The 12,199-nt window shown below is 71.3% G+C and carries 6 protein-coding genes and 3 pseudogenes; 4 read left to right on the forward strand and 5 right to left on the reverse strand.

Annotation, left to right across the window (positions count from 1 at the left end):
- Positions 1–52 precede the first annotated feature (52 nt).
- From ACH4SI_RS07845 to ACH4SI_RS07860, 4 genes are all read right to left on the reverse strand, one after another.
- Positions 53–793 carry a methyltransferase domain-containing protein gene (locus ACH4SI_RS07845; RefSeq protein ID WP_398293752.1) on the reverse strand — a complete coding sequence of 247 codons (741 nt, stop codon included), beginning with the start codon at positions 791–793 and terminating at the stop codon, positions 53–55.
- A 34-nt stretch (positions 794–827) separates the two neighbouring features.
- Entirely contained in the window at positions 828–3,386 is a 2,559-nt protein-coding gene (locus ACH4SI_RS07850) for a SpoIIE family protein phosphatase (protein WP_398293754.1), read from the reverse strand.
- Between the two features lie 175 nt (positions 3,387–3,561).
- Positions 3,562–6,114 carry an MFS transporter gene (locus ACH4SI_RS07855; protein WP_398293756.1) on the reverse strand — a complete coding sequence of 851 codons (2,553 nt, stop codon included), beginning with the start codon at positions 6,112–6,114 and terminating at the stop codon, positions 3,562–3,564.
- A 175-nt stretch (positions 6,115–6,289) separates the two neighbouring features.
- A complete protein-coding gene (locus ACH4SI_RS07860) occupies positions 6,290–6,745 on the reverse strand; it encodes an SRPBCC family protein (RefSeq protein WP_398293758.1) in 456 nt (151 codons plus the stop codon).
- A gap of 200 nt (positions 6,746–6,945) precedes the next feature.
- Between ACH4SI_RS07860 and ACH4SI_RS07865 the strand changes: the two are divergent.
- Positions 6,946–7,167 (forward strand): annotated as a pseudogene (locus tag ACH4SI_RS07865) (radical SAM protein); the annotation flags it as partial.
- Positions 7,168–7,717: 550 nt separating this feature from the next.
- Here ACH4SI_RS07865 and ACH4SI_RS07870 read toward each other — a convergent pair.
- Positions 7,718–7,810 (reverse strand): annotated as a pseudogene (locus ACH4SI_RS07870) (IS5/IS1182 family transposase); the annotation flags it as partial.
- A gap of 2 nt (positions 7,811–7,812) precedes the next feature.
- Here ACH4SI_RS07870 and ACH4SI_RS07875 point away from each other — a divergent pair.
- The 3 genes and pseudogenes from ACH4SI_RS07875 to ACH4SI_RS07885 all read left to right on the forward strand — a co-directional run.
- A pseudogene (locus ACH4SI_RS07875) lies at positions 7,813–8,142 on the forward strand (PTS alpha-glucoside transporter subunit IIA); the annotation flags it as partial.
- Positions 8,143–8,288: 146 nt separating this feature from the next.
- Positions 8,289–11,837 (forward strand): hypothetical protein, encoded by a 3,549-nt coding sequence (locus ACH4SI_RS07880; RefSeq protein ID WP_398293760.1) that lies wholly within the window; start codon positions 8,289–8,291, stop codon positions 11,835–11,837.
- Between the two features lie 27 nt (positions 11,838–11,864).
- Complete coding sequence (locus ACH4SI_RS07885) at positions 11,865–12,197, forward strand: hypothetical protein (RefSeq protein ID WP_398293762.1); 333 nt, start codon at positions 11,865–11,867, stop codon at positions 12,195–12,197.
- Positions 12,198–12,199 lie beyond the last annotated feature (2 nt).

Below are 12,199 nucleotides of genomic sequence, written 5' to 3' on the forward strand. Positions count from 1 at the left end.
TCGTTACGTTACGCGGTGCACGGGGGCCGAACCACCCCTGTGGATAACCCCTCTAGCCCCCCGACGCACGGGCCGCCGCAGGAGCCACCACGAACCACCGGGCCGGCAGCTCCACCCGGGAACCGTCGGGCCATTGCTCCGTCTGGGCCAGGGCGGTGGGGCCCTCGGCCAGGATCCGCAGGCCCGCCGCCGCCAGCAGCTCCGGCACCTCGACATCGCCCGCGTCGGCGGGTTTGAGGCCGTGGTCGAAGACGCGGCGGAGCTTGAGGGGTGGGCCGCCGGGGGATTCGGCGAGGCGGGCCAGCGTCGTCTTGGACTCCTCCGTCAGCTCCGTGACGAAGCCCCGGCCGCGCCGGCCCACCAGGGTGGCCACCGCCTCGGCGACCGGGCGGCGATCGGGGGCGTCGCTCTGGTGGATGACGGCGCGCATATAGACGTTGACGTCGCCGAGCCGCTCGTGCAGCTCACCCACGGCCGCCGGGTCCGTGAGGCTCAGCTGCCGGAACTCGACGGTCCCCGCCGTATCGGCGCGCCGCGCGTGCGCGACCGCCGCATGGGACAGGTCGACGCCCAGGGCGCGGCCGAAGCGGGCGGCCAGATAGCGGGTCTGGGTGCCGTTTCCGCAGCCCAGGTCGACGATGGGGAGGGCGGGGTCGGCATGCCGGGCCAAGCGGTCGACGTCCCGGGCGGCGCTCAGCGACGGGTCGGCGTCCCAGATGGCCTCCCCCGGGGCGTCCGAGGTCTCCCGCCAGTAGCTCTCCCACGCTTCCCGGTACCGCTCCGACACATCCATCGCCGCTCCCCACGTCCGTTCGCCCCTCCGTGCGTCAGGGATGGCGCTCAGGGCCCGTCAGCGCCTGCTCGAACCACACGGTCTTGCCCTGCCGCGTCCGGCTCGTCCCCCACTCCCTGGCCAGCTCGCTGATCACGCGCAGCCCGCGACCGTACTCGTCATCCGGGCGGGCGTCCAGCAGCGCGGGCAGTTCGTGGTCGTCGTCCGAGACCTCGCACAGCAGCGCCTCGGCGCGGACCAGGCGCAGCACCACATGGTGGGTGTGGGCATGCCGCACCGCGTTGGTCACGGCCTCGCTGACGAGCAGTTCGGCCGTCTCCACGGCGTGCGGGAGGCCCCAGCGCAGCAGCCGCTCCCGGACCAGCCGACGGGCCCGGCCCACCTCGGCCGGGTCGAGGGCCAGCCGCCACTGGGCGACGTCGTCGGAGGGGATGCCGTTCAGCCGGGCCATCAGCAGCGCCACGTCGTCCTTGCGGCCACCGCGTTGATTGAGGGCGCGGATGACGGTGTCGCACGCCTCGTCCATCGACGCCGCCGGATGGGCGGCGGACTCGCACAGCGCCGCGAGCCCGGCGCCGATGTCCTGGCCGCGCACCTCGACCAGGCCGTCGGTGCACAGGATGAGCCGGTCGCCGGGCGCGACCCGCACCGTGGCCGTCTCGAAGGGGACCCCGCCCACGCCGATCGGCGCGCCGGTCGGCAGGTCCAGCAGCGCGCTGCGCCCGTCCTGGGCGCGGACCAGCACGGGCGGGATGTGGCCCGCGTTGGCCAGGAGCAGCTCGGAGCGGATCGGGTCGTAGACCGCGTACAGACAGGTGGCCAGATAGTGCTCGCCGAGCCGCTGCGCCAGGTCGTCCAGGTGGCGCAGCAGCTGCGCGGGCGGCAGGTCGAGGGCGGCCATGGTCTGGACGGCGGTGCGCAACTGGCCCATCATCGCGGCCGAGTTCAGCCCGTGCCCCATCACATCGCCGACGACGAGCGCGGTGCGCGAGCCGGACAGCTTGATGGCGTCGAACCAGTCGCCGCCGACCCGGCCGAGCCGGGTGCCGGGCAGATAGCGGGTGGCGGTGTCACAGCCCGCCATGCGCGGCGTCACCTGCGGCAGCATGCTGTCCTGCAGGGTCTCGGCCACGTTCTCCTGGTACGTGTACATCCGGGCGTTGTCGAGCACGAGCCCGGCGCGGGCGGCGAGTTCGGCGCCGGTCGTGCGGTCCATGTCGTCGAACGCCTCGCGGCCCGGGCGGCGCAGCAGCACCATGAAGCCGAGGACCACGTCGCGCGCCTTGAGCGGCACGATGAGGATCGACCGGCCGTTGATCAGCGGCCGCAGGTCCCGCTTCTCGAACTGCCCGGCGATCCGGTCGCCCAACTCGTCGCTGAGGTACGGGATGAGGACGGGTTCGCCGGTGACCATGCACTGGAAGAACGGGGTGTGCTCGGGGAACGCGATGCTCTCCCCGACCGGCACCGTGTCGTCCCAGCGCCCCGGTTCATCGTTGTGCTCGACCCAGACGCGGTGCCAGACGGTGGTGACGTCCGGCGGGCCGTCGGGGAAGCCCTCGCCCGCGAGGACCTGGGCGCGCAGATGCGTACCGGCGAAGTCCGCGAAGCGGGGGACGGCGGCGCTGGTCACCTCGCGGATGGTGCGGGCCAGATCGAGGGAGCTGCCGATGCGGCCGCTGACCTCGTTCAGGAACTCCAGGCGCTCGCGGACGGCGGCGTATTCGAGGTCGTCTTCGAGGTCGTCTTGGAAGTCTTCGCGTTCCGCGGGGGCCCGGCGGTCCTCGGGTCCGGATCCGGAAGGCGGCTGCTCGGCCGCGCGGCGCCGGGCCTGGCGCTCGCGGTAGCGGGGCATGCCCCAGTCGGGGGTGACCGGGACCCGCTCATGGTGGCTGATCTCCAGCACCGGGTAGCCGAGTTCGAGGACCTGGGCGACGATCCGGCCGCCGGTGGCCGGGCCCATGTTCGGCAGGATGTCCGGCAGCCGTCCGGCCAGCAACTCGGCGCCGGGGAACTCGGTGTGCAGCGCGAAACCCGGCGCGAACCGCTCGTCCGGGGCGCCCCCGGTGAGGCCCTTGGCGTCCGCCGCCAGCACCAGCAGCCGCTCGGGGCCCGGTCCGGCGAGCGGGTACGCCCACCACAGGACGTCGACCTGGGTGGCGTCGTCGGCCGGGAGCGTCATCCGGGCGCGCCCCGCCGTGGGGTAGGACCGCGCGCCGCCGAAGGCGCCGTCCGGCCCGGGGGCAGGGGCCCGGGTGGGTGTCCAGGCGGCCCCGTCCCGCAGGTCCGGCAGGTCGGGCAGGTCCATCACGTCAGGCAGGTCCGGCAGGTCGGGCAGATCCGCCTCCGCCGGCAGCTCCGCGCCGCGCAATGCGCCGGAGACCGGCATCAGATCGACGGCGGGCACACCGACGGCCTGCTCGCGGGTGCGTCCGAAGAGCTTGCGGGCGCCGGAACTCCAGTGCGTGACCAGCCCGTCGGCGCCGACGACGACCACCGCGAGCGGAATCCGGCCGGACACCTCCGTCCGCTGCGCCGGCACCCTGGGCGCCCCGCCCAGCCCGCCGTCACCGCGCGACGTGCCATGCTCCATAGGTGGAAGACTCCTTCGCACGCAAGATCTGCGACACCGTCTTCAACGGTACGGCGGGGCCGGGCCACGGCGTGGGCCAATACCCGAATAGGTGTCATCTTGCCCGCGGCATTCCGGACATGCCTCCGCCCCGGCCCCCGGCGGAAGGCGGGGGCCGGGGCGGGGCGGCCGGTGATCAGTCCTCGTGGCCCAGGTGCAGATCGCGTTCCGTACGGCCGCCGCCCGCCACCTGGAGCACCGTCGCCACCGGCGGGTAGCCCGCCGCGATCACGGTGTACTCCCCCGCCGACAGGTCGATGAAGCGGAACGCCCCGTCCGCGCCGGTGGTCGCGGTGTCGACCACGTTTCCGGCCGCGTCCAGGAGCGTGACCCTGGCGTCCTCGACGATGCGGCCGCCACCGGCCCGGACGACGCCGCGCAGCACCGCGCCACCGGCCAGTTCGATGTCCTGGCGGGTCTCGCGGGCGGCCTGCACGGTGACCGGCAGGGCGGCGGGGCGGAAGGCGGGGGCGCTGGAGGCCAGGGTGTACTCCCCGGCGACCAACTCGGTCATCACATAGCCCCCTTCGCGTCCGCTGCGCGTGGAGGCGACCACCTCGCCGCGTACGTCGGTGAGGGTGACGGTGGCGTCCCGTACGGGCGTGCCGTCCGCCGTGAGCACGGATCCGGCGAGCCGACCCGCGCCGCCCAGCACGACGTCCAGCTCGACCGGGCGGTCGCCGACCGTGACGCTGACCGCCCGCGGCTGATGACCGCCGGCCGCCGCGATCAGGACGTACGCCCCGGTGCCGGGCGTGCTCAGCGCGTACCGCCCGTCCTCGCCGGTGGCGCCGCGCCCGATCTGCCGGCCGCTGACGTCGATGAGGGTGAGCGCGGCCCGCGGGACCGAGGTGCCGTCATGGTGCTGGACGGTGCCGCAGACGGGGATGCCCGCGACGGGCGGTGGCGGGGGCGGGGCGGTGTGCCGGGGCACCGAGCGCGCCGCCGGTACGACGGGATCCGGCTGGACGCCGGGGCCTGGCTGGACGCCGGGGTCGGGCTGGACGGCGAAGTCGGTGTGGGACACCAGAGGTTTCTCCTTCAGCAGGAAGGCGAGCAGGAAGCCCAGGACGAGCACCGGCACGAGATAGAGGAAAATCCGCGGTATGGCGTCGGCGTACGCCGTGATGTAGCCCTCGCGCAGAGCGCGCGGCATGGCGTGCACGATCTGCGGGGTGACGGAGTCGGGGTCGGGCAGCCCCGGGCCGCCGGCGGCCCGGCGGCCTGTCCCCTTGGGGAACTCCTCCGCGAGGCGGTCGGCGAGCCGATGGGCGAAGAGGGTGCCGAAGATGGCCGCCCCGACGCTGCCGCCGATCTGCCGGAAGTAGTTGTTGGCGCTGGTGGCCGAGCCGAGGTCGGCGGGGGACACCGAGTTCTGCACGGAGAGGATCAGCACCGGCAGCACCAGCCCGATGCCCAACCCGAGGACGCCCATCCAGAGGCTGTAGTCCTGGCGGGAGGTGTCCTCCTCCAGCCGGGACAGCAGCCACATGCCGCCGATCGAGATGAGGCCGCCGAGGATCGGGAAAGCCTTGTAGCGGCCGGTGGCGCTGATGAGCTGGCCGGAGACGATCGAGGCCAGCACCATGCCGCCCATCATGGGCACCATCAGCAGCCCCGACTCGGTGGCGGAGACGCCGTCGACCATCTGCAGGAAGGTCGGCAGATAGCTGGCGGCACCGAACAGCGCGACGCCGATGACCACGCCGATGAGCCCGGAGACGCAGAAGATCGCATCGCGGAACATCCGCATCGGCATGAGCGGTTCGGGGACGACGCACTCCACAACGACGAAGAGGATCGCGGAGCCCGCCGCGCCCAGGGCGAGCCCGAGAATGACGCGCGAGTGCCAGCTGTACTCCGTGCCACCCCAACTCGTCAGCAGGATGGTGCAGGTGGAGAACATGGTGAGGAACAGGGCGCCCAGGAAGTCGAAGCGCGGCCGCCGCAGCGGTTCGGGCACCTTGAGGACGGCCGCCACGACGGCGAGCGTGACCAGGCCGAAGGGGACGTTGGCGTAGAAGCACCAGCGCCATGAGGCACGGTCGGTGAAGAAGCCCCCGATCAGCGGCCCGGCCACGGACGCGAGGCCGAACGCGGCCCCGATGAGCCCCATGTAGCGGCCGCGCTCCCGCGGCGGCACGATGTCGGCGATGATCGCCTGGACGCCGATCATCAGCCCTCCGGCGCCCACGCCCTGCACCGCCCGGAAGACGATCAGCTCGTCCATCGTGCGCGACCACCCGGCGAGCGCGGAGCCCGCGACGAAGATGACGATCGCGAAGATGAAGACGCTCTTGCGGCCGACGAGATCGCCGAGCTTGCCGTAGACCGGCAGCACGATGGTGACGGCGAGGAGGTAGGAGGTGACGGTCCAGGACATCTTGTCCAGGCCGTGCAGTTCGCCGACGACCTCGGGGAGGGCGGTGGCGACGATCGTCTGGTCGAGGGCGGCCAGCAGCAGGGCGAGCATCAGCCCGAGGAAGACCGTCCGCACCCGGGCCGGGCTGAGCGCGGCCCCGGCGGGGCCGCCGTCCGTCCGCGGTCCCGCCGCCCCGGTGCCGGTGCCGTCCCCGTCGCCGGATTCGGGTCGGGGACCGGCCCCGGTTCCGGTGTCATCGGAGACGCGGGCGGGTGCGCCTGCCGGCCGATGGCCCTTCGCGAAGGTGGTCTCGGTGATCCCGCCCACGTCTGTCTCCCCTCGTCACGCCTGCGCCGCCGCCCTGTTCTCGCATTACGAGACAACCAGGGGCAAGCGCGACGAATCGATAAAGAGACGGGTCCGGGCGGCTTTACCGCAAGTGAGAGCATGTGCACCCTATGGAGCGCACCGCGGAGAAAACCACCCGAACCGGTGACGGCGGCTACTGGGCGCTCTGAGCCGGGAGTTCGGCCGCGAGCTTGTCCAGCACGCCGTCGTAGATGCGGGCGAGCCCCTTGGGCGCGAACGTGCGCTCGAAGAAGCCGCCGATGCCGCCCGCGCCGTTCCACACCGAGGTCACGACGACCCGCGCCCTGCCCTCCCCGGCCGGGGTGACGGTCCAGGTGGTGACCATGGAGGAGTTGCGGTCCTTCTCCACCAGCTGACCGTCGCTCGGCTCGGAGACCTCCAGCAGACAGTCGCGCACCCGCTTCTTGGTGGCCTGGAGCCGCCAGTGCACCAGAGTGCCCTCACCGTCGCCGCCCTCACGGACCTCGTACTCGCTGAACTGCTCTGTGAGCAGCCGGGGGCGGACCTCGCGGTAGTCGGCGAGCGCGTCGAACACGTCCTCGGGCTTGCCCGCGACGATGCGCTCCGTGGTGGCCTCGACCTGGCCCATTGCTCTTTCCTCCGATGGTTGCGGTTGCGCTGCCTCACCCGTACGTGCGCGACCTGCCTCGCGTACGTACGTGTCGGCGCCGTTGCCCTGCGCGGGCAAGCCAACCACCTGCGGGTCACCCGCCCAAATTCGGGGTTGACGGAAACGAAGGGAACATGTGTTCTATTAGGCGAGTGAGCGAGACCCCGGAGGTACGTGCCATGCGCTGGGACAACCTGACAGGCGACGGCGAGGCGGCCACCCCGGCCCTCTTCGCCGCCGACGCCGTTACGTCGCGCACGTTCGACACCCCGGAGTTCCGCGGCATCACCTTTCACGAGATCCGCGCCCGTTCGACCGTGAACCGGGTGCCCGGGGCGTCCCGGATGCCGTTCGAATGGACCGTCAACCCGTACCGCGGTTGCACCCACGCCTGCTCGTACTTCACTGCGTGACCCTATTGAGCCCGGGAGGGCCGATGCTCAGCACTCCGAACGCGGACAAGGCCTGGAAGGCATGACGAGATCATTCCCGCCCCCGGAGGCGCCAGGCCAGTATGCCGCCCCGAGCAAGGCGGAGAGGACGGCCTACGCCGTGCTGCTGCACGGACCGGCTGCACGCTCAGGCAGCGCCGACGCGAGTCAGTGGCTGCTGCTGCGCGACCGCACAGCGAAGCGCCTGTAACCGACGCACCTGCAGCAGCAACACTTCCTGGGCATCCTCGGGTCCCGGGGGTGTCGCCGAGGAGACCCTTGCTGCCACTGGCCGGACGCGACAACGACGCTGATCGCCCAAGCCCCCCAGCAGACACCGAAGAGACCCGTCAATGCACCAGCCGGGACACGCATCGGCCTCCGCCAAGACCCTTGACGGCCACACACGAGTACGCCCAGTGCCCGACGCGAAACAGCGGCGCGGGAGCGGGCAGCCGGTTCACCACCACTACCTCGATCACCCGGCGGGTGGGCGGTTCGCACGACAACGGTGCCGATGGTCGCCGTGTCGGCGCCGACCGCCTCCTTGAGGCCTGATCGGCGCCTCCGGCACCACCCGTTGGAACAACTCCCACAGCTCATCCGGCACCAGCCGGCGCCTGCGGTGGCGGCTTCGTCGGGCTGTTCAACCAGCTCGGCCACACCGTCGGCGCCACCGCCATCGGCCCGTCCGGCTGGGCCCTCTTCCCGCTGCTCAGGGGCAGCCACGGCCTGGGCTCGACGGTGGTGGTCTACGGTCTCGGGCTGCTGGTCGGCTACGTCGTCGGGTTCGTGGCGACCTGGGCGTTCGGCTTCAGCCGCCGAATGCTGGACGAGCTGAACGTCCCGACGACCGCCGCTGCGGAGGCAGCGCCGACGGGCACGGGGACGACTGGGGCACCCGTGCCGTCGGTGGCGCCCGCACCACCCCCGATTCCGACGCCGGGCCGGAGGACAGGCGCCCCATCGTCGCCTGACCGCGCCCATACCCAAGATTCACTGCATGTGATGAGTTTAGAACGTTCTGCTCGAACGCTCATGGCGGCCCTGCGCAGGATGGTTCCTGAGTGCAGACAGCGAAGGAGCGAGGCATGGCACGCGGTCAAACACAGGCCCCGTCCGTACAGGTTGTCGTCAGTGACACGCTCAGCCAGGACGTGCTACTGGGTGAGCATCTGAGTGTCAGTCCCGCGGCCGGGAGAAAGCTGATCGCGTTCCACAACCCGCTCCGGCGGGACATACCCGCCCAAGCGCGCCACGAGGCCCTGCTCCTGGAGGGTTCACAGGACAACGCCCGCTTGGTGCACCTGGCCGCCGACCCCGGGCACGAGACGGGCTGGCGGGCGCACGAGCTGTTTCCTGAGCACGCCCCGCGAGAGATCACTGTCGTCGAGGACAAGAGCATCGGAGTCTGGTGCTTCTTCTCCTCGGAAGGGGCGCTGTGGTGCTCCCGACTGAAAGACGGCGGGGTCGGTTGGGAGCCCCCCGAGCAGCTACCGGATCCGCTGGCCGCTGTGGAGGGATGGAAAGTCGCCTACGCGCCGGATCAGGCCCCGCTCCTGTACGGGTCCTGCCCGGACGGCATCGTGCTCTGGCATCTCGACTCTCCTCCCTCGCGTGACTCCGCCACCGGTGTGCTCCCTCACAACATCGGAGTAGGCGCTGATGTGCGGGCCACGGTGACCGGCTTGACGGAAGACGGTGTGAACATGCTGTGCTTCTCGAGAGAGCCGAATACGCAGGGTGTTTCCGCAGGTCCCCAGCTACAGGTCTGCCATGTGACCACGGGCAGGCGCGCGTCGTCGTCCCAGGACGACATCAACCTCGACCCGGGCGTCAAGGAAGTGATCGCGGCCGAGGTGACGGAGCAGGGCGTGTTCGTTCTCGTTCTCACTGAGGACGGCATGCTGCAGAACTGTGTGTTCGCCCTGGACGGGACTCTGCAGCGGACCGTCGAGGTCGGAAAGCTGCCTTTCCGTAGCGACGGCGTGCACGTGACGGGTACCACGCAGACGGACGCGAGCTGGGATCTCTTCGGGATCGACGACGGGGGGATGCTGTGGTCCCTGCGCGAGGACCGCGGCAGGACGCGCGGGACGGTCGGCGAGCCCACGTGGCTTCCCCCGCTGCCGCTCGCACGGGACGTGGTCGACATGGCTGTCAGCCACACCGCCGACGGAGGCACGGCGCTCTTCTCCTGCGGTGAGGGGGGCGGACATCTGCGCCTGGACGAGCAGGACCCCCGCACCGGCACATGGCAGGGGACCGAGGTGCGGGTCCCCGGTGCGCGCGTGGCGGAGGAGGCGACGCTGGTCGGGTCGGCGACCGAGGTGACCCGACACCGCCTTCAGGCACAGCTGACGGACGACCACGGAACCCCGCTGGCGAAGCGTGCGGTCACCTTACGTACCGCCGAGACGTCCGCGGCCTGTCGGGTGACCGTCGGCGGCCGCGCGATGATGCTCAACCCCCAACCCCAGCACCTGGAAACGGACGTGCTCGGCCGCATCACCCTTTCCCTGCCGGCCGACGGCCTGGCCGCGCCGGAGATCCTGCTGGAAACCGAGGGGCTGGCCAAGCCGGTCTCGCTCCAGCCCGGCAAGAGCGTGCACGCCTACCTGGCCGGATCCAGCGAAACGCTGAACCCCACCAACCCCGGGGGCGGGCTCTCCCCGTTCGACGCCGAGGGACGGACGTTGCGCGCCGCCCGGGTGCCCCGCGCAGGGGAGCAGGCTACGCGGCTGGTCCCCGCCGGCGCCTCGGACCAGGACCTCACCTCGGCCGCCAAGGCCGTACGGTGCGCGGCAGCCGTCGGCCTGGGCCGTCCGGTTCCCGAGGGGAACGCTCCGGCAGGCTTCTTCTTCGGCACCTCCGACGGCGACGACACCAGGTCCGGCAAAGGAACCCCGAGCGGGGCGACGTTCGAGGTGCTGTCCGACGCGGAGGCGCTGGCGCGGTGCGCCGAGGGCGCCGAGGGGAGCCCGGGCACGTACTACGGCATTTTCGACGGTGTCGGGGACTGGATCAAGCATCGGGCAGGCGATGCGCTGCACAGCCTGAAGAACGGCTTGAGCACCCTGAAGCACCTGGTGGTCGATGTCGGAAAAAAGGTGGCCAGGTTCGCCATACGCGTAGGGAAGACCATTGTCAGCGGGTTCGAGGCCGCCGTCCACGCGCTGGATCACGCGGCCCATCTCGTCATCGCCGCGTTGCGGGCCGTCGAGGTGGCCGTCGAGGACGCCATCCGGTGGCTGCGCGCCTTCTTCGACTTCAGCGCGATATGGAACACCAAGAAGGCGCTCGAAAGCGCCGCGGACCGCTTCCTGTCCCAGCTGGCCGATAATGCGCGATCAGCCCAACAGGCCGCGGACCACTGGCTCAAGCAGCACCGCGGGCAGATGGACCGTGTCCTGACGCAGGTACGCGAGAAGTGCCAGGGCGCGCCCCTGACCAGGCCCGTCCACGGCGCCGAACTCCACACCGGCGGCGGCGCGGTGGCCTCCGTAGCCGGGGACATCCACCACAACTGGGCGATGGACAAACTCCAGACGTACGCGTCCGGCGTCACCGCCACCTCCGGCAAGGATCACGACGAGTCCGTCGTGGACCACCTGCGCACGCTCACCGCCGACCTGGAACGTGATCTGCGAAGCGGTGTCGCGGAGTTCGCCCGCGGAATGCAGGGACTCCTGAGTGGCCAGGGCGAGGACAAGACCCTCGGTGACCTGGTCGAAGCCTGCCGGCACTTCATGGACGCCGCGTTCGAGGGAGCCCAACGCGCCCTCGACACGGTCGCGGCCCTGGTTGACCACGGCATCGAGGGACTGCGTGCCTTTCTGGCCCAGCACGTGAGCGTGGGCCCGCTCAACGCCCTGTGGTCCTGGCTGGCCAAGGCCGCCGGGCACCCCGACGACAAGCTGACCGTCGGCGGGCTGCTCTCCCTCGTCGCCGCCGTACCGGTGACCCTCGTCTACAAACTCAGCAACGGCGTCCACACCGAGCCGTTCCCCGGCGGGGTCCTCCCCGGGCACGCCGGCCGGACGCTCACGGCCGACGCCGCGTCCGACAGCCCGGACGGCGACAGCTCCGCTCCCTACCCGGCGTTGCTGATGTGCGCAGGCACGCTCCAGGCCTTCTCCCTCCTTCCCGCGGCGGTCGGCGACCTCCTCGGCGAGGACACCCCCGTCGTGGTGACGGGCCTGGGCATCCTGTGCGCCGTGAGTATCGCCGGCCTGTCCCACGCCGAAGGGGAATGGAACGAGATCCAGGCCCTGGGCCCCCGTGGCGTCCTGGAGGTGGTCGCCATCGGTGCGGCCGTGGGCGGTGTGGTGGGCACGGCGTTCGTCCGCAGCTCGAAGCTGAGGAGCCTGGTCGCGGAGGCCGCCCCGTGGTTGCTCACGTTGTGGGGCGCGGGTGTCACCGGTTACACCTGCGTGAAGGCGGTCCAGGGCAGCTTCGACGACGAACCCGTGGTGCTCGCGGCCTCCCTGCTGTGCGCGGTGCCTTCCCTGACCGCTTTCATGAACGCCTCTCTGGTACGGAAAACCGTGCCCGAGGTCTCCATCCCCCTGAAGGTGACCGCCGACCTCCTGGGTAACGTCCTCGGCGGCACCTGCGTGACCCTGTCCGCGAAGGTCTGAGACGCCACGGCGTGAGGAGGAGGCGCGATGACTGAACGCCCACTCGATCCCGACCCTGCAACCGAATCCGTCCCGCCGCCCACCGGGGCCCTGACGGAAACCGCCGCTCTCGTCACCCGCGTCGCCGGCGCCGGCGACGACGTGAACCATCAGGTCTCCGAACTGGAGAGGAAGACAGCGGGCAAACACATCACCGCCATCGCCACAGCCTGGGTGCACAGTCTGGCGCTGACCGCCGAAGGCCGGGTCGTCGCCGCAGGTACGGAAAGGATCGGCCGTAACGATCCCGGAGTGGAGGAGGAGACCTCGGGCAGGCACATCATTGCCTCTCCGCCGGTGAGAGCCACAGTCTGGCGCTGACG

The sequence above is a fragment of the Streptomyces sp. NPDC021212 genome, from assembly GCF_044332925.1.
GTDB lineage: Bacteria > Actinomycetota > Actinomycetes > Streptomycetales > Streptomycetaceae > Streptomyces.